The sequence below is a fragment of the Pseudomonas sp. TE9122 genome (assembly GCF_056278925.1).
The window spans coordinates 5,156,131-5,177,543 of the sequence record NZ_JBWBQI010000001.1 but is presented as its reverse complement, the minus strand read 5'-3'; the positions used below and the strand labels follow the sequence as shown (position 1 = coordinate 5,177,543).

At 60.8% G+C, this 21,413-nt stretch carries 20 protein-coding genes; 8 read left to right on the top strand and 12 right to left on the bottom strand.

What is annotated here, in order from left to right; genetic code table 11:
• Nucleotides 1-141: 141 nt before the first annotated feature.
• Nucleotides 142-774, top strand: coding sequence for a homoserine/homoserine lactone efflux protein (rhtB, locus tag ACZ9BE_RS23410; RefSeq protein WP_024014759.1), 633 nt, complete (start codon nucleotides 142-144; stop codon nucleotides 772-774).
• 217 nt (nucleotides 775-991) lie between these two features.
• Here rhtB and ACZ9BE_RS23405 read toward each other — a convergent pair whose 3' ends face one another.
• The 5 genes from ACZ9BE_RS23405 to ACZ9BE_RS23385 all read right to left on the bottom strand — a co-directional run bounded on the left by ACZ9BE_RS23405 (nucleotide 992) and on the right by ACZ9BE_RS23385 (nucleotide 5,761).
• Nucleotides 992-1,738 (bottom strand): hypothetical protein, encoded by a 747-nt coding sequence (locus tag ACZ9BE_RS23405; protein WP_016772609.1) that lies wholly within the window; start codon nucleotides 1,736-1,738, stop codon nucleotides 992-994.
• Between the two features lie 3 nt (nucleotides 1,739-1,741).
• A complete protein-coding gene (lpoB, locus tag ACZ9BE_RS23400; RefSeq protein WP_016772610.1) occupies nucleotides 1,742-2,329 on the bottom strand; it encodes a penicillin-binding protein activator LpoB in 588 nt (195 codons plus the stop codon).
• 36 nt (nucleotides 2,330-2,365) lie between these two features.
• Nucleotides 2,366-2,737: a YcfL family putative periplasmic lipoprotein gene (locus tag ACZ9BE_RS23395; protein WP_016772611.1), complete on the bottom strand. Its 372-nt coding sequence runs from the start codon at nucleotides 2,735-2,737 to the stop codon at nucleotides 2,366-2,368.
• A 16-nt stretch (nucleotides 2,738-2,753) separates the two neighbouring features.
• Nucleotides 2,754-4,148 carry a COG3014 family protein gene (locus ACZ9BE_RS23390; protein ID WP_056791673.1) on the bottom strand — a complete coding sequence of 465 codons (1,395 nt, stop codon included), beginning with the start codon at nucleotides 4,146-4,148 and terminating at the stop codon, nucleotides 2,754-2,756.
• A 206-nt stretch (nucleotides 4,149-4,354) separates the two neighbouring features.
• Nucleotides 4,355-5,761, bottom strand: coding sequence for a COG3014 family protein (locus tag ACZ9BE_RS23385; RefSeq protein ID WP_476249988.1), 1,407 nt, complete (start codon nucleotides 5,759-5,761; stop codon nucleotides 4,355-4,357).
• A gap of 242 nt (nucleotides 5,762-6,003) precedes the next feature.
• On the opposite strand from ACZ9BE_RS23385, the gene ACZ9BE_RS23380 reads away from it, so the two are divergent.
• Together ACZ9BE_RS23380 and ACZ9BE_RS23375 are read left to right on the top strand one after the other, a co-directional pair.
• Complete coding sequence (locus tag ACZ9BE_RS23380; protein ID WP_476249987.1) at nucleotides 6,004-7,902, top strand: FTR1 family protein; 1,899 nt, start codon at nucleotides 6,004-6,006, stop codon at nucleotides 7,900-7,902.
• Between the two features lie 102 nt (nucleotides 7,903-8,004).
• Nucleotides 8,005-8,460, top strand: coding sequence for a YaiI/YqxD family protein (locus tag ACZ9BE_RS23375; protein ID WP_041476910.1), 456 nt, complete (start codon nucleotides 8,005-8,007; stop codon nucleotides 8,458-8,460).
• Nucleotides 8,461-8,564: 104 nt separating this feature from the next.
• Here the strand turns inward: ACZ9BE_RS23375 and elbB are convergent, their stop codons facing one another.
• Together elbB and ACZ9BE_RS23365 are read right to left on the bottom strand one after the other, a co-directional pair.
• Entirely contained in the window at nucleotides 8,565-9,233 is a 669-nt protein-coding gene (elbB, locus tag ACZ9BE_RS23370; protein WP_016772616.1) for an isoprenoid biosynthesis glyoxalase ElbB, read from the bottom strand.
• 167 nt (nucleotides 9,234-9,400) lie between these two features.
• Complete coding sequence (locus tag ACZ9BE_RS23365) at nucleotides 9,401-10,060, bottom strand: DedA family protein (protein WP_056791681.1); 660 nt, start codon at nucleotides 10,058-10,060, stop codon at nucleotides 9,401-9,403.
• A 207-nt stretch (nucleotides 10,061-10,267) separates the two neighbouring features.
• Between ACZ9BE_RS23365 and hemB the strand changes: the two genes are divergently transcribed.
• Nucleotides 10,268-11,281: a porphobilinogen synthase gene (hemB, locus tag ACZ9BE_RS23360; RefSeq protein WP_460142484.1), complete on the top strand. Its 1,014-nt coding sequence runs from the start codon at nucleotides 10,268-10,270 to the stop codon at nucleotides 11,279-11,281.
• Between the two features lie 18 nt (nucleotides 11,282-11,299).
• Entirely contained in the window at nucleotides 11,300-13,525 is a 2,226-nt protein-coding gene (gene ppk1 / locus ACZ9BE_RS23355) for a polyphosphate kinase 1 (protein ID WP_016772619.1), read from the top strand.
• A gap of 245 nt (nucleotides 13,526-13,770) precedes the next feature.
• Here ppk1 and ppx read toward each other — a convergent pair whose 3' ends face one another.
• The 5 genes from ppx to ACZ9BE_RS23330 form a co-directional block, all read right to left on the bottom strand.
• On the bottom strand, nucleotides 13,771-15,273 hold the full coding sequence (ppx, locus tag ACZ9BE_RS23350; RefSeq protein WP_041476907.1) for an exopolyphosphatase: 1,503 nt from the start codon (nucleotides 15,271-15,273) through the stop codon (nucleotides 13,771-13,773).
• A gap of 242 nt (nucleotides 15,274-15,515) precedes the next feature.
• Entirely contained in the window at nucleotides 15,516-16,253 is a 738-nt protein-coding gene (locus tag ACZ9BE_RS23345; protein WP_007911148.1) for an amino acid ABC transporter ATP-binding protein, read from the bottom strand.
• Nucleotides 16,240-16,890 carry an amino acid ABC transporter permease gene (locus tag ACZ9BE_RS23340; RefSeq protein WP_122705602.1) on the bottom strand — a complete coding sequence of 217 codons (651 nt, stop codon included), beginning with the start codon at nucleotides 16,888-16,890 and terminating at the stop codon, nucleotides 16,240-16,242. The genes ACZ9BE_RS23345 and ACZ9BE_RS23340 overlap by 14 nt, the downstream gene beginning before the upstream one ends.
• Nucleotides 16,887-17,555, bottom strand: a complete 669-nt coding sequence (locus tag ACZ9BE_RS23335; protein WP_122612308.1) for an amino acid ABC transporter permease — start codon at nucleotides 17,553-17,555, stop codon at nucleotides 16,887-16,889. The genes ACZ9BE_RS23340 and ACZ9BE_RS23335 overlap by 4 nt, the downstream gene beginning before the upstream one ends.
• 21 nt (nucleotides 17,556-17,576) lie before the next feature.
• A complete protein-coding gene (locus ACZ9BE_RS23330) occupies nucleotides 17,577-18,362 on the bottom strand; it encodes a transporter substrate-binding domain-containing protein (RefSeq protein WP_076564506.1) in 786 nt (261 codons plus the stop codon).
• Nucleotides 18,363-18,618: 256 nt separating this feature from the next.
• Here ACZ9BE_RS23330 and ACZ9BE_RS23325 point away from each other — a divergent pair, with 256 nt between their 5' ends.
• The 3 genes from ACZ9BE_RS23325 to rho all read left to right on the top strand — a co-directional run bounded on the left by ACZ9BE_RS23325 (nucleotide 18,619) and on the right by rho (nucleotide 21,284).
• Nucleotides 18,619-19,326 carry a FadR/GntR family transcriptional regulator gene (locus ACZ9BE_RS23325; protein WP_056791723.1) on the top strand — a complete coding sequence of 236 codons (708 nt, stop codon included), beginning with the start codon at nucleotides 18,619-18,621 and terminating at the stop codon, nucleotides 19,324-19,326.
• Nucleotides 19,327-19,446: 120 nt separating this feature from the next.
• Nucleotides 19,447-19,776, top strand: a complete 330-nt coding sequence (trxA, locus tag ACZ9BE_RS23320; protein WP_003206727.1) for a thioredoxin TrxA — start codon at nucleotides 19,447-19,449, stop codon at nucleotides 19,774-19,776.
• A 248-nt stretch (nucleotides 19,777-20,024) separates the two neighbouring features.
• Nucleotides 20,025-21,284, top strand: a complete 1,260-nt coding sequence (rho, locus tag ACZ9BE_RS23315; RefSeq protein WP_003229334.1) for a transcription termination factor Rho — start codon at nucleotides 20,025-20,027, stop codon at nucleotides 21,282-21,284.
• Nucleotides 21,285-21,413 lie beyond the last annotated feature (129 nt).

Here is a 21,413-nt window from a genome sequence, read left to right as displayed (position 1 = left end):
CAATGCGCGTCCCTGTGGGAGCGAGCCTGCTCGCGAAGGGGCCGTCAGCCGCACCTGCAACATTCAGCAAGAAATCGGTAGTCATCCACACGAAGCCGCATTAGCTTAGGCATTTGTCACAAGCATCAGCCGAGGTGTGCGATGGAGCTTCAAACATGGCTGGCATTCTTTGCCGCCTGCTGGGTGATCAGCCTGTCCCCGGGCGCGGGCGCCATCGCGTCGATGTCCAGCGGTCTGCAGTACGGATTCTGGCGCGGCTACTGGAACGCACTGGGCCTGCAGATCGGTCTGGCGGTGCAGATCGCGATTGTCGGCGCGGGTGTTGGCGCTGTGCTCACCGCTTCGGCCACGGCGTTCCATGCGATCAAATGGTTCGGTGTCGCCTATCTGGTCTACCTGGCGATCAAGCAATGGCGGGCGCTGCCCATGGACATGAGTGATGACGCCGCAGTGCGACCGATCGGCAAGCCGCTGGCCCTGGTGTTTCGCGGCTTTCTGGTGAACATCAGCAACCCCAAGGCGTTGGTGTTCATGCTCGCGGTGTTGCCGCAGTTCATCAATCCCCATGCGCCGCTGCTGATTCAGTATGTGGTGATCGGCGTGACCATGGTTTTCGTCGACCTGATTGTCATGGCCGGCTACACCGGACTGGCGTCGAAGGTGCTGCGTCTGTTGCGCACGCCCAAGCAGCAGAAACGCATGAACCGCACCTTTGCCGGATTGTTCATTGGCGCGGCGGCGTTCATGGCGACGTTGCGCAAAGCGGCGGCGTAAACCGCTCGGACAGAAAAAAGGCGACCTCAAGAGGTCGCCTTTTTCATTTCTACCGAGACATCGGGGCAAGCGAGCTTTTGTGGCGAGGGGATTTATCCCCGTTGGACTGCGCAGCAGTCCCAATCGTCTTGAATCAATAGCGAGGGCCGCTTCGCGACCCAACGGGGATAAATCCCCTCGCCACAGAGCCCTTCGCCACAAAAGTCCTCAGATCGGCTCAGCGTAAAATCACCGGCGCCGTATCACGCGGCAGATTATTGCGCTGCGGCGCTTCACGCGGCTGCTCATAACCGTCACCACCACCGAGCTGCATGCTCAGTTGCCCGGCCACGTCCTCGCCCAAGGCCTTCGACACCTCACGCACCACCCGCGGACGGTTCAGCGAGATCTTGATGTCGCGATGGTTCACCAGTTTGGTGTCCTGCGCTTCGCCCATCGCAGTGAAGGCCGAGGTGATCTCGTAGGTCTTGGTGTTGATCAGGCTGAAATCCGCCACCAGCGTCAGGCCCAGCACTGCCGAGTAGCTGTCGGTGTGCGCCAGCTCGTTGATGTCCTGGGTGAAATCGATGTCGGACACGGTGCCGAACAGCACGTAGTCGGCGCCTTTGAAGTTGCCGGCCTTGATGCGCTTGATCACGTCATACACGTCGCCTTTGGATGAGGCGGTATACGGCGTGCCCTGCACCAGCTGGAACATGCCGGTACGCAGGATTTCACCCTTGATGTCGCCGGTGAATTTGCGCAACTCACCCTGTTCGATATAGCTGGTGGTCGCTTCGATCTCGTTGTAGCTCGAAGAACCGCTGGCGCTGTAGTAACTCTCGCGGTGATTGCTCTGCGCCGAAACGATGTGGATGTATTGCTCCACGCGCTCCTGATACGCCAGATCCGTCACCGCCACTTTCGGGGCCGCCTGCGCGCTGAACGCGCAAGCCAGGGCCATCATGCCAATCCATGTGCGCATCGATTAACGCTCCGTGGTTTTGCGGATCTCTTTTTCGTCCATCCACTCGGCCAGACCGCTTTCGACGTCGATCAACTGCAGGCTGAATTTGTAGAAGACGTCCTTGTAGTCGCTGCTGCGCTTGACGATCGAGCTGATCGAGCCTTCGATGCGGTACTTGGCGGCAACCATGTTGCCGGTCTTGGCCACGGTGCTTTTCTTGTACAGGCCGCTCTGGTTTTGCAGCTTGAGCTGGTCAACCTGGCTCTGCATTGCATTGTTGTCGCTGGCGAAGCGCGCAACACCGGTCTTCATCAGCTGGGTCTTGATGCTGGTGGTGATTTCGCGGGTGTCGATGTACTCGCTGGTCTTGTTCTTCACATCGTAGACCTGAACCACCGGACGGCCCTGCAGAATGCCGGACTGGGCCAGCGAGCGGGTCATCGACTCGGCGATCATTTGCAGGTCGGTCGAACCGAATTCGTTGGTCACGGTTTCAACAGCCTTGGTGTCGCCGTAGCTGATGTTCTTGCTGCCCAGGGTCGGCGAGGTGTTGGCGCAACCGGAGGCGAGCAGGGCGATGACGGCGATGCAGGAAAAGCGTGCAAACATGAGAAAGCTCTCTCAATCAGAAATAGGGTGGCGGGCTTAAGGCGTCTTGATTTCCAGACGGAAATCCACGGCTTTCGGGGTCGGGGCGATGGCCTGAATGAAGCTGGTCTGGGCGCCGTACATCATCTGGCTTTTCCACACTTCTTCTTCGGCAACCGGGAAACCTTCGGCGCCGAGCCAGGCGAAGCGGTAGTAGAAAATCTTGTTGCTGTTAAGGGTGTTGCTCAACTGCACGTTGACGGTCATGAAGCCGTTTTCACGAGCCACGCGCATGGCGCCGACGACGATGTGTTTCTGCGGGCCCATGGCCACGACTTTGCTCGCGGCGCTGCCCGGCTCCGGCGGTGGCGGGGTGGCGCAGCCTGCCAGCAAGGCGAGGGCGGCGACGGCGATGATCTTCAAGCGCATTGCAAAGACTCCGTTCTTAAGGTTGTTTGAGGCTGGCGACGTTGGTCGCGGCAGCGCTCGGCATTACGTGAGCAGCGATGCCGCCAGCGAATACCTGGTTGCCCACGGCACGCAGGCTGATCACTTGGTAACGCTGGTCGACGGTGACCTTGACCACCGAGCCGCCCACGGCGCTCGGCAGGGTAACCTGATGCTCACCTTTTTTCAGGCGTAGACGCACCACTTGGGTGTTGTCCGGCAGGGTGCGCCATGTACGGGTATCGGCACCTTCGAGCACTGCTGAAGAAATACCCACAGCGAGACCGGCCAGCGGATTGGTTTCGTTGATCTGCTTCTGCGCCACGCCTTTGGTGATCGCGCGCACGGTGGTGCGCACGATGATCCCCGGCATGTCATCGCGCAGAGCGCGGCGGGACATGGCGGTGGTGCTGTTCAGCGCGGTCAGGTCGACCTGCTTGCCGTCGACGCCGATCTGCGCAAAAGGCGCGGTGGAGGTGTCCGGTTTGATGATCGGGAACGACAGCGGGGTGATCACCACGTTGTTGGAAATCGGCAGCGGCAGCGGTACGCGAATCGAGTCGCGGGCCGGGGCCAGACCGCTCTGCACGACGATGAGAATGTCGCTGTCATCGGATTTGGAAGGCTTGTCGAGATTGACCAGCGCCTGCTCGAGCAGCGGCGTGTTCGGGCGCAGTTCGGCAGCCTTGCGATAACCCGGCGCGGCCAGATCCTTCTCGCCCAGGGCTTCGTAAACGAAACCGGCCAGGTAATGGCTGAACGCACTCTGGTAGCTGTTTTTCAGGCCGACCACTTCCGGCGCGTCGAGGCTGGCCACCGGATAACCCTGCAGATCCTTGTACTGGGTCTTGATGCCTTCTTTCTCGGCCTGTTCTTCGCTCTTGAGGTATTCCTTGTCGCGCAGGTCAGCGATCACCGCTTCGCGTTCGTGGGTCTTTTTGATCGCAGTGCGGGCGCCATCGAAATCGTTGACCGCCAACAGGTTCAAGGCCATCTGCGTGGTCAGCATGACTTTCTCGTAGTCATAGCCTTCGTAGCGACGCACCTTGTCGTTGACGATGAAGCTGCCGAACTGTGCCAGATACTTGGCCGAGTCGAGCTTGACCGCGTCTTCCCACTGGCCGACCACCTGATCGGCACTGCCCCAGGCGTTCTGGCTGCCCGACAGGTCGCCCTTGGCGCGCAGCAGTTCGCCTTTCTCGAAGTAATAGAGCAGGTCTTTGTCGGTACCGGTGTTGTTCTTTTCCAGCAGGGTCAGCGCGGCGTCGACGTTGCCGGAAGCCAGTTGCTGATTGGTCTGGGCCAGTTCGGAATCGTAGTTGCGAAACGCTGCGCAGCCGGACAACAGCGTGACGGCGCTGAGCGCGAGCAGCATGGGAGCGCGGAATGCCATGGGTACTTCTTCCCTGAGTAACAAAACTTGCAGCCGCGTGTGCTGGTCGGGCTGGTGTGACCTATCGACGGTGGCGCTGGCCTCCTGCCAATTCCTCATGCGTGAGGAGCTTTTGATGCCGGCTCGCTGGGCGAGGGCGCGGCATTATAAACGTGGGGTGATGGCTATGTAATAGCTTTTTGGGTGCATTTTCAGATGCGGTGCCATCACTTCTCCGCAGAAGCGGGTGTATCCGACGCGGGTTTTTTATTCGGTACAAAGGCTGATCCGACGGTATAGACCTGATCCCGGAATACCCGCAGGTGCAGAATCTGGCGGTCCTGGTCGACGCGCATTTCAAAAGGGTGGTCGATGGACGCAGGCGCAAAACGGAAGGTATGCAGGCCTTTCTTCAAGCGCAGGCGGGCGACCAGCGTCTTGTCCGGCAACGCTCGCCATGTGCGGGTGTCGGCTTCTTCGAACGGATCATGCTGAGTGACGATCAACGAGGCTTTCGCCGGGTTGCGCTCGTTTTCCTGCGCTTGGCCGATGGCGGCCATGTTGGCGCGGAACATCGCCCGCGAGATGATTTGCGGCATGTCGTCGCGCAGTGTGCGCATGGACATATCGGTCACGCTGTTGATCACTACCAACGGCTGTTTGCGACCGTCTACGGTGATATGGCTGAAGTTGGGCGTGACCGCGTCCGGCACCATCACCGGGAATGAAATGGGCGCGATGATGACCAGCGTTTCGTTCAGACGAACCGGGATCGGCACTTGCACTGAGCTGCGAGCCGGAGCCAGGCCACTCTGGATAATCAGCAACACATCGCTTTCATCGGCTTTCGCTGGCGGTTTGACGAGATTGCGCAGGGCCTTTTGCAGCAAGGGCATATCCGGCCGCAGTTCGATCGCCTGACGATAACCGGCCGCCGCGAGGGCGCGTTCGCCGAGGGCTTCATAGGTGAATCCGGCCAGATAGTGGCTGAACGCACTCTGATAGCCGTTTTTCAGCTCAACGACCTGCGGCGCATCAAGCAAGGCGACCGGGTAGCCTTCCAGTTCCTTGTAATGGAGAACTTTGCCTTGAGCTTTTGCCTGTTCCTCGGCCGCTTCGTATTGCTTTTCACGCTGGCGGGCGATCAATGCTTCGCGTTCGTGGGTTTTCCTGATGTCTGCGCGGGCGCCGGCAAAGTCATTGACGGATAGCTGGTTCAAGGCCATTTGCGTAGTCAACATGACCTTTTCGTAATCGTAGCCTTCATAGCGCCGCAGCTTGTCGTTGACCAGCATCGTGCCCATTTCATCACCGAAACGGGCCAGTAATTTCATCGCGCCGGACGGGTTGGCTTCCTCGCGCTGGAAGATCATGCGGTCGGCATTGCGCCAGGCGTCCTGGCTGTCGGGCAGGGCACTGCCAGCGCTGAGGATCGCGCCTTTTTCCAGGTAATACAGCAGATCCTTGTCTTCCCACGGGTTGTTCATTTCCACCAGTGCCAGAGCCCCGGTCAGATTGCCCCGGGTCATTTGCTCGGTGGTCTGCTGCATTTCAAGATCGTAGTTGCGATAGGCGGCACAACCGCTCAACTGAACAGCGACGCAAAGCAGCAAAACGAACGGAAGACTCCGCATTGAGGTTGATTCCTTGCGCGCAAATGCTCTGGGGCGGGCAGTATAAAGTGGATGGTGGCAAATGGCTGCGATCTTGATCGAGCGTCAATCGGCAGCGGGCAGTGCGGCAATACTCGGCGACAAACGCTGCTGCCGTCTGCCGGGTATTTCCTGCCAATCAAAGCGAAACGCCGACAAAGCTTGAGAGAAATGTCTTCGAAGTGAACAATATGTAACTTCGCATTTCCATTTGAGATTCGTTCATGACTGCCTCGTCCCGATTGCTGGCCTGGCTGCTGTTCCCGTTATTGTCCCTGAGCAGCCTGCCGCTGCTGGCCGATACCGTGGAAGGCGCGCCGCAAGCGTTGCACCTGCTCGATTACATCAGTGCCGATTACCCGCCGACGGTCGCGGCAGGCAAAGTCATCGACGATGGCGAATACCGCGAGCAGCTGGAATTCACCCAGGTTCTGCAAGGCTTGATCACTGCATTGCCAGCCAAACCGGAAAAAGCCGCGCTGGAACAGGGCGTGGAGTTTTTGCACGCCGCCATCAGTGCGAAGCAGGACGGTGCCGATGTCGCCCGTCAGGCCCGACAGCTGGGGGCGAAACTGGCGGTGGCTTATGAAGTCAGCCAGGCACCGATCATCACCCCGGACCCGACACGCGGTGCGCCGCTGTATGCGCAAAATTGCTCGGTGTGCCACGGCGATACAGGTGCTGGCGACGGCCCGGCCGGTGTCGGTCTGACCCCTGCGCCAGCCAACCTGCGCGACGCTGCGCGCATGGATCACCTGAGTCTGTACGCGATCTACAGCACCCTCGGCCAGGGCGTCGAAGGCACCGACATGCCGGCGTTCGCCGATCAGCTCGATGATCGCCAGCGCTGGGATCTGGCCACCTACATCGCCGGCTTCAGCGCCGATGCGGCGGCCGCCAAGTCCGACAAGGTCTACAACATCGCCGACCTGGCCCGGCAGACCCCGGCCGAAGTGCAGGCGGCGGAGGGCGCAGAGGTCGCGGCGTCGTTCCGTGCCCAGCGCGCGCAACCACCGCAGGTCAAGCGCGGGCCGGCGCAGTTGCTCGATTACACCGCCGCCACGCTGGACAAAAGCCTCGCGGCCTACCGCGCCGGTGAACACGATCAGGCCTATGACCTGTCGGTGGCGGCGTATCTGGAAGGCTTCGAACTGGTCGAAAGCTCGCTGGATAACGTCGATGCCAACGTGCGCAAGGACACCGAAAAATCGCTGATGGCGTATCGGCAGTCATTGCAGGATGGTCTGCCGGTCGAGCAGGCCGAACAGCGTCTGGACGCGGCCAAAGCCAAACTCAAGGAATCCGCCGGCCTGCTGGGCAGCGATGGTCTGAGCTGGTCGCTGAGCTTCATCTCCGGCCTGCTGATTCTGCTGCGCGAAGGCCTGGAAGCGATTCTGGTGCTGGCGGCGATCCTCGCCTTCCTGCGCAATACCGGTCAGCAATCGGCAGTACGCAGTGTCAACGTTGGCTGGGGTCTGGCACTGCTGGCAGGTCTGGGTACCTGGGCACTGGCGGCGTACGTCATCGACGTCAGCGGTTCGCAGCGTGAGTTGCTGGAAGGCGCCACCGCGCTGTTTGCCAGCGTCATAGTGTTGTGGCTCGGCGTGTGGATGCATGACCGCCGTCATGCGGCGGCCTGGCAGGATTACATCAAAAGCAGTCTGGTCGGCGGCGGTGGACGTTTCGGCTTTGCGATCCTGGCGTTCTTCTCGGTCTATCGCGAGTTGTTTGAAGTGATCCTGTTCTACGAAACCCTGTGGCTGCAGGCCGGTCCAGCCGGGCACAACGCCGTGCTGGCCGGCGGCGCGACGGCGCTGGTGCTGCTGGTCGGCCTGGCCTGGGTGATTCTGCGCGGCTCGGCGAAACTGCCGCTGACCTTGTTCTTTAGCATCAACGCTGCGCTGTTGTGCGCGCTGTCGGTGGTGTTTGCCGGGCATGGCGTGAAGGCCTTGCAGGAAGCCGGGATCTTCGGCACACGGCCGGTCGCGTTCTTCGAATTCGACTGGCTGGGGATCCATGCCGATGCCTATTCGCTGACCGCGCAGGTGGTGGCGATTGTGGCGATTGCTGTGCTGTATGGGCGCAGTTGGGTGGCGGAGAAGCGTCGGGTTTCGGCTGCATAAAGGCATTCGCTGCGCTCATATTCGCGAGCAGGCTCGCTCCCACAGGTTCGGTATGTATCCTGTGGGAGCGAGCCTGCTCGCGAATTTTTTGGAGGCAAGAACATGCGTGTATGGATTGATGCCGACGCCTGTCCACGGGCGGCGAAGGATCTTGTAGTGAAATTCGCCCTCAAGCGCCAGTTCGAAGTGGTGCTGGTAGCCGGGCAGCCGCAGACCAAGCCGGGGCTGGCCATCGTCAAACTGATCGTGGTGCCGAGCGGGCCGGATGCGGCGGATGATTATCTGGTCGAGCACGCCGTGCCGGGCGAGCTGGTGATCTGCAGCGATATTCCGCTGGCCGATCGGCTGGTCAAGAAGGGCGTGGCGGCACTGGATCCGCGCGGCAAGGAGTTCGATGCGCAGAACATGGGCGAGCGGCTGGCGGTGCGGAATCTGTTCACCGATCTCAGGGAGCAGGGCCAGATGAGCGGCGGCCCGGCGCCGTTTGGCGAGCGCGAGAAGCAGGCGTTTGCCAATGCGCTGGATCGGATTCTCACCCGGCTCACCCGCAAGCCCTGAAAAGATCGCAGCCTGCGGCAGCTCCTACAGGGGCGGTGTATGCCGCAATATCACGGCGCGACACGAAACCTTTAGGAGCTGCCGAAGGCTGCGATCTTTTGATTTCAAGCGTCGTTTTCGTGGGTCAGTTCGAGCACGCGGTCGACCAGTTTGTTGATCCCCGAAGCCGCTTCACTGATGGTCTGCGCCAGCATGTAAGCCGGGGTGGTGACCAGTTTGCGCGCCTTGTCTTCGACGATTTCCGTCACGGCGCACTCTTCGTGGGTGGCGCCCATTTTGTTCATGGCCGCAGCGGTGTCGGCGTCGTTGCCGATGGTGCAGGTCACGCCTGGGCCATAGATTTTCGCCGCCAGTGCCGGTGAGATGCAGATCAGCCCGACCGGTTTGCCCGCTTCGGCAAATGCTTCGGCCAAGGCCAGCACTTCAGGTTGCACGGTGCAGCCGGCGCCTTCGATCGCGAAGTTCGACAGGTTCTTTGCCGCGCCGAAACCGCCGGGCACGATCAGTGCGTCGAAATCCTCGACATCGGCGTCGCGGATATCCTTGACGTTGCCCCGGGCAATCCGCGCCGATTCCACCAGTACGTTGCGCGATTCCGGCATTTCTTCGCCGGTCAGGTGGTTGATCACATGCAATTGCGCGATGTTTGGCGCGAAGCACTGCACCTGTGCGCCGCGCTGGTCGAGGCGCAGCAGGGTGATGACACTTTCCTGGATTTCGGCGCCGTCGTACACGCCACTGCCGGACAGGATCACTGCAACTTTTTTGCTCATGGGCTTCTCTCCAGATTCATGGCGCTCAATGTCCCTTAAATCGTCGCGCGTGGCCATAGGGGCATGGCTGACGCGCGCGGGAACAGAGCGCTCTCTCAATGGATCGCAACGGCGGCGGGGTGTTCATTATTTGCCTGGAATGCGCGTGGCAGCCGCCAGCGAATGGCTTATTCGGCTGGCGTTTTCGGTCCGGCAGGAGGGGTCGCTTCGGCCTGACGCAACTGCTCGGCCTCGGCGGCCTTGGCGAGCTGCTCGTCCTGATAGATTTTCTTTGCCAGTTGCGCATTCTTGAAGCGGCGCCGCAGCCACAGGCCCAGCCCGAGGATCAGCAATGCGCCGAGCACCCACAGCTCGTACTTCTTGATGCTGCCGAGCATGCCTTCCAGCACTGCGCCGAAGTGGTAAGCCGCCGCAGCCAGGGCGGTGGCCCAGATCGCCGCGCCGATGCCGTTGAGCAGCAAGTAACGTCCCGGTGGATAACCGGACAGGCCGATCGCCACCGGCATCACCGTGCGCAGGCCATAAACGAAGCGGAAGCTCAGGACCCAGATGTCCGGATGTTTGCGGATGTGCTCCAGCGCACGGTCGCCCATCATCTGCCAGCGCGGTTTGCGCGCAAGCAATTTGCGCCCGTGCTTGCGCCCCAGGAAGTACCACAGCTGATCACCGGCATAACTGCCGAAGAACGCCACGACCACCACCAGGTTGATGTCCATGTATCCACGGAACGCAAGGAAGCCTGCGAGCACCAGAATGGTTTCGCCTTCGAAGAACGTGCCGAGAAACAAGGCAAAGTAGCCAAAGTCGTGCAGAAATTGTTGGAGCATTGTCTGGGTGCTGGCGAAATGAACGCGCAGCCTAACCCTTCGGGCACATTCATGAAAGTGTCCAAATGTGTCTCGACGTGAACATTTCCTACATCGACAATGGATTGCGGCTACCTGTCACAGAGCACACATAACTGTCATCTGTTAGTCATAATGGCCGTCTATAACTGTCACGCTCGCCCGTTTGCCCGGGCTCAGGAGTCTGCCGTGAGCTTTACCCCCGCCAATCGTCTGTTCCCAGCCACTCGTCTGCGCCGCAATCGTCGTGATGATTTTTCGCGGCGCCTGGTGCGTGAAAACGTATTGACGGTCGATGATCTGATTCTGCCGGTGTTCGTGCTCGACGGTGAAAACCGCCGCGAAGCCGTGGCCTCGATGCCGGGCGTCGAGCGACTGAGCATTGATCTGCTGCTTGAAGAAGCGGCGAAATGGGTCGAGCTGGGCATTCCGGCGCTGGCTCTGTTCCCGGTCACCCCGCCTGGGCTGAAATCCCTCGATGCCGCCGAAGCCTGGAATCCCGAAGGCATCGCCCAGCGCGCCACTCGCGCCCTGCGCGAGCGTTTCCCGGAGCTGGGCGTGATCACTGACGTCGCGCTGGACCCGTTCACCACCCACGGTCAGGACGGCATTCTCGATGAAGACGGCTACGTGCAGAACGACATCACTGTCGATGCGCTGGTGCGTCAGGCGTTGTCCCACGCCGAAGCCGGCGCGCAGGTGGTGGCGCCATCGGACATGATGGACGGCCGCATCCAGGCGATTCGTGAGGCGCTGGAAATTGCCGGCCACGTCAACGTGCGCATCATGGCCTACTCGGCCAAGTATGCCAGCGCCTACTACGGGCCTTTCCGCGATGCCGTGGGTTCGGCGTCGAACCTCGGCAAGGCGAACAAGGCTTCTTATCAGATGGACCCGGCCAACAGTGACGAGGCGCTGCACGAAGTCGGTGCCGACTTGTCCGAAGGTGCGGACATGGTCATGGTCAAACCGGGCATGCCCTACCTGGACATTCTTTTTCGCGTCAAAGATGCCTTCAAGGTGCCGACCTTCGTCTATCAGGTCAGTGGCGAATACGCCATGCACATGGCCGCTATCCAGAATGGCTGGTTGAGCGAAGCGGTGATCCTCGAGTCACTGACCGCCTTTAAACGTGCCGGTGCAGATGGCATCCTGACTTACTTTGCCGTTCGTGCCGCTCAATTGTTACGAGAGCAGAAATAGCCCTCCCAGGAACATTCCATGAATACCGAAGGACTCACTGAAGTTGCCGTAAAAGAAGCTCAGCCGGTGGTCGAGCAAATCACCGAAACCCCGCCGGAACTGGAGCCTGCGCCACCCGCGCCGGTTGCCGAAACCGCTGTGGCGGTGCCGGCGATCGCCATTCCCGGCCTGGATGACAGCAGCCTGTACATCCACCGCGAGCTTTCGCAATTGCAGTTCAACATCCGCGTGCTGGAACAGGCGCTGGACGAGTCCTACCCGTTGCTGGAGCGTCTGAAGTTCCTGCTGATCTTCTCCAGCAACCTCGACGAATTCTTCGAGATCCGCGTCGCCGGGCTGAAAAAGCAGATCACTTTTGCCCGCGAACAGGCCGGCGCTGACGGCTTGCAGCCGCATCAGGCGCTGGCGCGGATCAGCGAACTGGTTCACGGTCACGTTGACCGCCAGTACGCGATCCTCAACGACATCCTCCTGCCCGAGCTGGAAAAGCATCAGGTGCGCTTCATCCGTCGGCGCAACTGGACAACCAAGCTCAAGACTTGGGTACGCCGCTATTTCCGCGACGAGATCGCGCCGATCATCACCCCGATCGGCCTCGACCCGACGCACCCGTTCCCGCTGCTGGTGAACAAGAGTCTGAACTTCATCGTCGAGCTCGAAGGCATCGACGCCTTCGGTCGCGACTCCGGTCTGGCGATCATTCCGGCGCCACGTCTGCTGCCGCGGATCATCAAGGTCCCGGAAGAAGTCGGCGGCGCTGGCGACAACTATGTATTCCTGTCGTCGATGATCCACGCCCACGCCGATGACCTGTTCCAGGGCATGAAGGTCAAAGGCTGCTACCAGTTCCGTCTGACCCGAAACGCCGACCTGGCGCTCGACTCCGAAGACGTCGAAGACCTGGCCCGCGCCCTGCGTGGCGAGTTGTTCTCGCGGCGCTACGGTGACGCGGTGCGTCTGGAAGTTGCCGACACCTGCCCGAAACACCTCTCGGACTACCTGCTCAAGCAGTTCAACCTGAGCGAGACCGAGCTGTATCAGGTCAACGGCCCGGTCAACCTGACGCGCCTGTTCAGCATCACTGGTCTGGACAGCCATCCAGAGCTGCAATACACGCCGTTCACCCCGCAGATCCCAAAACTGCTGCAGAACAGCGAAAACATTTTCAGCGTGGTCAGCAAGCAGGACATCCTCCTGCTGCACCCGTTCGAGTCGTTCACGCCGGTGGTCGACCTGCTGCGTCAGGCCGCGAAAGACCCGCACGTGCTCGCGGTTCGCCAGACCCTGTACCGCTCCGGCGCCAACTCAGAAATCGTCGATGCGCTGGTCGACGCCGCGCGTAACGGCAAGGAAGTCACTGCGGTGATCGAGCTGCGCGCGCGCTTCGACGAAGAATCCAACCTGCAGCTGGCCAGCCGTCTGCAAGCGGCGGGCGCAGTGGTGATCTACGGCGTGGTCGGCTTCAAGACCCACGCCAAGATGATGCTGATCCTGCGCCGTGAGGCTGGCGAAATCGTCCGTTATGCGCATCTCGGTACCGGCAACTACCACGCCGGTAACGCCAAGCTTTACACCGACTACAGCCTGCTGACCTCCGACGACGCTTTGTGCGAGGACGTCGGCAAACTGTTCAGCCAGTTGATCGGCATGGGCAAGACGCTGCGCATGAAAAAGCTGCTGCATGCGCCGTTCACCCTGAAGAAGGGCATGCTCGACATGATTGCCCGCGAAACCCAGTTCGCCCTCGAAGGCAAACCGGCGCACATCATCGCCAAGTTCAACTCGCTGACCGATCCGAAGATCATCCGCGCGCTGTACAAGGCCAGCCAGTCCGGCGTGCGCATCGATCTGGTGGTGCGCGGCATGTGCTGCCTGCGTCCGGGCATCGCCGGGGTCTCGCACAACATTCATGTGCGCTCGATCATTGGCCGCTTCCTCGAGCACACGCGGGTGTTCTACTTCCTCAACGGCGGCGACGAGCAGATGTTCCTCTCCAGCGCTGACTGGATGGAGCGCAACCTCGACAAGCGCGTCGAGACCTGCTTCCCGGTGGAAGGCAAGAAGCTGCTGACCCGCGTCAAGAAGGAGCTGGAGCTGTACCTGACCGACAACACCCACAGCTGGAGCCTGCAGTCAGACGGCCGCTACATCCGCAACACACCCACTGGCAACCAGAACCCGCGCAGTGCGCAGGCGACGTTGCTGGAGCGGCTGGGCAGCCCGATATTGCCTGTCAGCAGTTAAGTGCCGAAGGTCAAAAGCCCCTCACCCTAACCCTCTCCCGGAGGGAGAGGGGACTGACCGAGGTGTCTTGCGTCATACACTGACCTGAAATACCTGATCGAACTCTGGCCTCAACGCTAGTACAAATCGGCTCCCTCTCCCTCGGGAGAGGGCTGGGGTGAGGGGAGAGCTACACCGCCGCTCTCAAGCCAAACCCAATAAAAAGGCGATCCTAACGGATCGCCTTTTTTGTGCCAGCCAGTTACTCAGTGCACCGTGAGGACAATTCCAACCCGCGTCAGCCAATCCGCTTCCAGGCCGAAATCCGCCTGGGTCAGCTGATTTTCATCCAGCCAGTTCTCCGGGAATTCCACGTCGAGATGATCGCCATTGGCATGCAGCGCCACCTGTGGCATCGCCTGGGTCCCGCGAATGTGATGGAACAGAATCGCAAACCGCAGCAGCACGCACAGGCGAATCAGTTTGATGCCGTCATCGCCGAATTCGGCGAATTTGTCCTTGGGAATATTGCGCCGATGCCCGCGCACCAATAGCGCGAGCATCTGCTGGTCTTCTCGCGAGAAGCCGGCCAGATCGGAGTGTTCGATCAGGTAGGCGCCATGCTTGTGGTAGTGATAGTGAGCGATGTCGAGGCCGACTTCGTGGACTTTCGCCGCCCAGCCGAGCAGTTCGCGCCAGATGCCGTCATCCAGTTCCCAGTCCACGGCGACCTGATCGAAGGCGTGCAGGGCCTTGCGCTCGACCCGCGCTGCCTGTTCCAGGTCGACGTGATAGCGCTCCATCAGCGAGGTCAGGGTGCGTTCGCGCACGTCTTCATGGTGATGACGGCCGAGCAGGTCGTAGAGCACGCCTTCACGCAGCGCGCCTTCGCAATGGTCCATGCGTTGCAGTTCAAGGGCGTCGAAGATCGCTTCGAGAATCGCCAGGCCAGCCGGGAAGATCGCGCGGCGGTCAGGCTTGATGCCTTCGAAATCGATCTTGTCGGCGTCGCCGAGCTTGAACAGCTTGCGCTTGAGCCACGCCAGGCCTTCGGCGTTGACCTCGCCGCTGCCGTGGCCGCCGGCCTTCAGGGCCAGTCCGATGGCGCGAATCGTACCGGAGGAGCCGATGGCTTCATCCCAGGTCAGGCGATGCAGGGCGTGCTCGATGCTCATGATTTCCAGGCGCGCCGCCGTGTAGGCCTGGGCGTAGCGCGCCGGGGTGATCTTGCCGTCCTTGAAGTAGCGCTGGGTGAAACTCACGCAGCCCATTTGCAGGCTTTCGCGCAGCAACGGCTCGAAGCGCTGGCCGATGATGAATTCGGTGCTGCCGCCGCCGATGTCGGCGACCAAACGTTTGCCTGGGGTGTCAGCGAGCGTGTGCGAAACGCCGAGATAGATCAGGCGCGCTTCTTCACGGCCGGAAATGACTTCTACCGTGTGGCCGAGGATTTCTTCGGCGCGGCGGATGAATTCGCCACGATTGCGCGCTTCACGCAGGGCGTTGGTGCCGACGATGCGCACGGCGCCGAGCGGCATACCGTTGATCAGTTGGGCAAAGCGCTTGAGGCAATCGAGGCCGCGCTGCATCGATTCTTCGTTGAGCTGGCGCGCGTCGTCGATGCCGGCGGCCAGTTGCACCTTCTCGCCGAGGCGCTCGAGGATGCGGATTTCGCCGTTCTGGGCCTTGGCCACGACCATGTGAAAGCTGTTGGAGCCCAGGTCGATTGCGGCGATCAGGGACAGATTCTTGGCTTGGGATTGCGGCATGGTCAGGGGGTCTCGGTCGATAACCCCGACATCGTGCCACGATCAAACGCTGGCGCCAACGCGCATGGCTCAAACCGCCGGAGCGCGCACCCCGAACCTGATCGTTCCCACGCTCCGCGTGGGAGTGCCTCACCGGACGCTCTGCGTCCGCTTTTGGGACGCGGAGCGTCCCTGGCTGCATTCCCACGCGGAGCGTGGGAACGATCAACGCGGTGCGTGGGAATGATCAGGATGAGGCTGCTTCAGGCTGTCGCTTCCACCGTGCCAATAAAGTTCGCCAGCTCCGCCGTCTGCGGATTGGCAAACAACACCTTTGGATCGCCCACCTCATGCACCTTGCCATGGTGCATGAACACCAGTTTGTCGCCGACTTCCCGGGCAAAGCGCATCTCGTGGGTGACCATGATCAGCGTCATGCCTTCCTTGGCCAATTGCCGCACCACGCTGAGCACTTCATTGACCAGCTCAGGGTCCAGCGCCGAGGTGATTTCATCGCACAGCAGCACCTTCGGCGACATCGCCAAAGCCCGGGCGATCGCCACCCGTTGCTGCTGACCACCGGACAAACGGTCCGGGAAGGCATCGAATTTCTCCCCGAGCCCGACTCGCTCGAGCATTTCGCGCGCCAGTTCGGCTGCCTTGGCCTTGGGTACTTTCTGCACCACTTGCGGCGCGAGCATGACGTTTTCGCCGACGGTCAGGTGCGGGAACAGGTTGAACTGCTGGAAGACCATGCCGACCTTCTGCCGCAGGCTGCGCAGATCAGCGCGGGCGGCGTCGAGGTATTCGCCGTCGACTTCGATCACGCCATCGTTGATCGATTCCAGGCCGTTGAGCGTGCGCAACAGGGTCGATTTGCCCGAGCCGCTGCGGCCGATGATCGCCACGACCTGGCCTTCCTCGACGCTGAGGTCGATGCCTTTGAGCACGTGGTGATCGCCGTAGTATTTATGCAGGGCGGAAATTCTAAGCAGAGGCATGCAGTCTCCTTTCCAGGTAGCGCGCACTGAGGGACAAGGGGTAGCAGAGCAGGAAGTAGCCGAGGGCGACGAGGCCGTAGACCATGAACGGTTCGAACGTGGCGTTGGCGAGCATGCCGCCGGTCTTGGTCAGTTCGGTGAAGCCGATGATCGAGGTCACCGCTGTGCCTTTGACCACTTGCACCGAGAAGCCCACGGTCGGCGCCACGGCGATGCGCAGCGCTTGCGGCAGAATCACGTAGCGCAGCTGCTCGAGCGGATTGAGCGCCAGGCTCGACGAGGCTTCCCACTGACCGTGGGGAATGGCCTCGACGCAGCCGCGCCAGATCTCCGCCAGGTAGGCGCTGGTGAATAAGGTCAAAGCGATCGCGGCGGCCATCCACGGTGAAATCTCGATGCCGGCCAGCGCCACGCCGAAGAACACCAGAAACAGTTGCATCAACAGTGGCGTGCCCTGAAACAGCTCGATCCAGGTGCGGGCGATGCTGCTTGATAGCGTGTTCTTGGAGATGCGCATCACCAGAATCAGCAGGCCGACGAGGCCGCCGCCAATGAACGCCACCAGTGACAGCGCCAGGGTCCATTGCAGGCCGGTGAGCAGGTTGCGCAGGATGTCCCAGAAAGTGAAATCGCTCATTGGCTGCTCCTCGCAATGAACCGCCGGCCGAACCAGTTGAGCAATTGGCGGATCAGCAGCGCCATGCACAGGTAGATCAGGGTGGTCAGCGCGTAGGTTTCAAAGGCGCGGAAGTTGCGTGACTGAATGAAGTTGGCGGCGAAGCTCAATTCTTCCGTGGCGATCTGCGAACACACCGCCGAACCGAGCATGACAATGATGATCTGGCTGCTCAGCGCCGGCCAGACCTTGCCCAGCGCCGGCAGCAGGACGACGTGGCGGAACGCTTCGAAGCGGGTCATCGCCAGTGCCGCTGCCGCTTCCAGCTGCCCGCGCGGAATCGCCTGGATGCCGGCGCGGATGATCTCGGTCGAATAGGCGCCAAGGTTGATCACCATCGCCAGCACCGCCGCCTGCCATTCGGAAATCTGCACGCCGAGTGATGGCAGGCCGAAGAAGATGAAGAACAGTTGCACCAGAAACGGCGTGTTGCGGATCAACTCGACGTAGACGCCGAAGATCGCCGAGAACGGGCGGATCTGCCACGCCCGCACCAGCGCCCCGACAATCCCGACGCCGACCCCGAGCAGCGCGCCGATGGCGGTCAGCTCCAGCGTGAACAAAGCGCCGCGCAGCAGCAGGTCGGTGTTTTCCACCACCGGCAAAAAATCGAACTGATAAGCCATGAAGGTCTCCCGCGCAGTCGATCAGAGATCGGCCGGCAGCGGCTCTTTCAGCCAGGTCTGCGAGTTCTTTTCCAGCGCGCCGTCAGCCTTGGCGGTGTTGAGGATGTCGTTGACCTTGGTCAGCAACGCCGCTTCGTTCTTGTTCACACCGACGTAGACCGGCGAATCCTTGAGCTTCACCTTCAGCGCCGGCACGCGCTTGGGGTTCTTCTCGCTGATGGCCACCATCACCACGTTGCCGCTGGCGATCAGATCGACCTGGCCTGCCAGATAAGCAGCGATGGTCGAGTTGTTGTCTTCGAAACGTTTGATGGTCACGCCTTCGGGGGCGACTTTGCTCAGCTCGATGTCTTCGATGGCGCCCCGGGTTACGCTGATGGTCTTGCCCTTGAGGTCGTCGAGGCTGGTGATCGCGGCGTCTGGCGGACCGAACACGGCGAGGTAGAACGGCGCATAGGCGCGGGAGAAGTCGATGACTTTCTCACGCTCGGCGTTTTTGCCGAGGCTGGAGATCACCAGATCGACTTTGCCGGTGGTGAGGAACGGGATGCGGTTGGTGCTGTTGACCGGGGTCAGTTCGAGTTTGACCTTGAGTTGGTCAGCGAGCAGCTTCGCCGTGTCGATATCCAGGCCGCGCGGCTTCATGTCCGGGCCGACCGAGCCGAACGGCGGGAAGTCCTGGGGCACGGCGACTTTCAGCGTGCCGCGTTTGACCACGTCGTCCAGACCGTCGGCGTGAGCGGGGGCCTGGCACAGCAGCAGGCCGGCAAACAGGGAAGCGAGGAGGGCGCTGTAACGCTGGGTCATGGACAATCTCCGGATCGGCGGGAAGTGGTTGCTGCGATCGGACAGAGCATGGGCCGTGCCAACAGGCGGATTTCGCCCCGGCAGGCCGCAGTAGCAGCGGCTTCGTTCGGTCTTACTGGTCTGAACAGTTAACTCGGTTTTCGCACTGCGATGGCGCATCGGCTGCAAGTGCCGAACCCCGCTGGGGCACGACTTGCCGGACTCGACGAATAGCTTTACAACTAGCCGCACCTTGGCCCTGACGCGTCCGCACATCATGAATTCGATCTCCCGCGCCGTACCCGAAGTGGCGCTGCAAGCGATCCGCAAACTGATCACCGAACAGGGCTTCGGTGCCGGCGACGCGTTGCCTTCGCAACGGGATCTGGCGCTGCAACTGGGCGTCAGTCGGGCATCGTTGCGTGAAGCGCTGTCGTCGCTCAGTGCACTGGGCGTGGTCAGCATTCAGCCGGGCAAGGGCGTGTTCGTGCAGTCGCCGGTCGAATTGTCGCGCGGCGACAACGCGCCAGGCTGGTCGTTTGCGGCGCAGGCATCGCCGCTGGATATCTTTCAATTGCGCTATGCGCTCGAAGGGTTTGCAGCAGGGCTGGCGGCGGTGACGTTGAGCACGTTCGATCTGGATGCGCTGGAAGACAACGTTGCGGCCATGCGCGAGCAATTGAAGCTCGGCGACTTTGAGGCAGCGGCGAAACTCGACTTCGAATTCCACCGACGCATCCTTCTTGCCAGCGGTAATCAGGCGATGCTGAGCATTCTCACCGCCAGCGCCGAGATCTTCCTCGAGAGCCAGAAACTGCCGTTCATCCGCGCCGAGCGCGCCATGGAAACCTGGCAGGAACACCGCAAGATCCTCCGCGCACTGGCGCGCCGCGCCTCGGCGGCGGCGCAGAAAGCCATGCAGGAACACGTGCGCAACGCCGCCCTGCGCACTGGAATCGCCTTCATCGCTCCCGCCACGGCGTGACTTGAGCTATACCCAAACTCATCAAGGGCCATAGCAACACTCAATCATCTGCGGCTTCCTGAACAAGGGAAGGGCGGCTATGATGGGCCACGTTTTTTTGCTTACAACCTGGAGAATTCCATGAGCAGCGATCTGATCAAACACGTTAGCGACGCTAGCTTCGAAGCCGACGTACTCAAGGCCGAAGGCGCTGTCCTGGTCGACTACTGGGCTGAATGGTGCGGCCCTTGCAAAATGATCGCACCGGTTCTGGACGAGATTGCCGAGACTTACAAAGGCAAGCTGACCGTCGCCAAACTGAACATCGACGAAAACCAGGAAACCCCGGCCAAGCATGGCGTGCGTGGTATCCCGACGCTGATGCTGTTCAAGAACGGCAACGTTGAAGCGACCAAGGTCGGCGCACTGTCGAAGTCGCAGCTGGCGGCTTTCCTCGACGCCAACATCTGAGCGTCGCAGTAAAACGCTGAAAAAAAGCCCCGCAAATCGCGGGGCTTTTTGCGTATTCAGGGCTAGACGCTCCGAAACTCAGGTGGTACATTCGGCCCCGCACTGGTTTCTCCAATGCCCCCTGCTAGCCGTCGCCGACGCACTCCTTTTCGAATTAGTTCGCGATCCTGTCGCCTTCTCCGCGGCGCGGCCTCATTAAGCCAAAAGCTTAATTTCCCCCCCTCCATAAATGATTACGTCATTCCTATATGAATCTGACTGAACTCAAGCAAAAGCCGATTACCGAACTGCTCGAATTGGCCGAACAGATGGGCATAGAAAATATGGCCCGTTCGCGCAAGCAGGACGTGATTTTCTCCCTGCTGAAAAAGCACGCGAAAAGCGGCGAGGAAATCTCCGGTGATGGCGTGCTGGAGATTCTCCAGGACGGCTTCGGCTTCCTGCGCTCCGCAGACGCTTCCTACCTCGCCGGCCCTGACGACATCTACGTCTCGCCGAGCCAGATCCGCCGCTTCAACTTGCGCACCGGTGACACCATCGTTGGCAAGATCCGCCCTCCGAAGGAAGGCGAGCGGTATTTCGCCCTGCTCAAGGTCGACACGATCAACTTCGATCGTCCGGAGAACGCGAAAAACAAGATTCTCTTCGAGAACCTGACGCCGCTGTTCCCGACGGTGCGCATGAAGATGGAAGCCGGCAACGGTTCCACCGAAGACCTCACCGGTCGCGTGATCGACCTGTGTGCACCGATCGGCAAAGGCCAGCGTGGTCTGATCGTCGCACCGCCGAAAGCCGGTAAAACGATCATGCTGCAGAACATCGCAGCGAACATCGCCCGTAACAATCCTGAAGTTCACCTGATCGTGCTGTTGATCGACGAGCGTCCGGAAGAAGTGACCGAAATGCAGCGCACCGTGCGCGGCGAAGTGGTTGCCTCGACCTTCGACGAGCCGCCGACCCGTCACGTGCAGGTTGCTGAAATGGTGATCGAGAAGGCCAAGCGTCTGGTCGAACACAAGAAAGACGTGGTGATCCTGCTCGACTCCATCACCCGTCTGGCCCGTGCCTACAACACCGTGATCCCGAGCTCCGGCAAGGTATTGACCGGTGGTGTCGATGCCCACGCCCTGGAGAAGCCGAAGCGTTTCTTCGGTGCCGCGCGTAACATCGAAGAAGGCGGCTCGCTGACCATTATCGCCACCGCGCTGGTTGAAACCGGCTCGAAGATGGACGAAGTGATCTACGAAGAGTTCAAGGGTACCGGCAACATGGAACTGCCTCTGGATCGCAAGATCGCCGAGAAGCGTGTGTTCCCGGCCATCAACATCAACCGCTCCGGCACCCGCCGCGAAGAGTTGCTGACCGCCGACGACGAACTGCAGCGCATGTGGATTCTGCGCAAGCTGCTGCACCCGATGGACGAAGTCGCCGCCATCGAGTTCCTGGTCGACAAGCTGAAAACGACCAAGACCAACGACGAGTTCTTCTTGTCGATGAAACGCAAGTAATACGCTGGCGTTTCAACAAAGGACGCTCCCGAGAGGGGGCGTTTTTTTTTGCCCCGAAAAATCTCGCGCCCGTCACGGATATCTGTTGATGGGCCGATATTGCGGCGTCGGCAGCGCACTCCCGAGTTC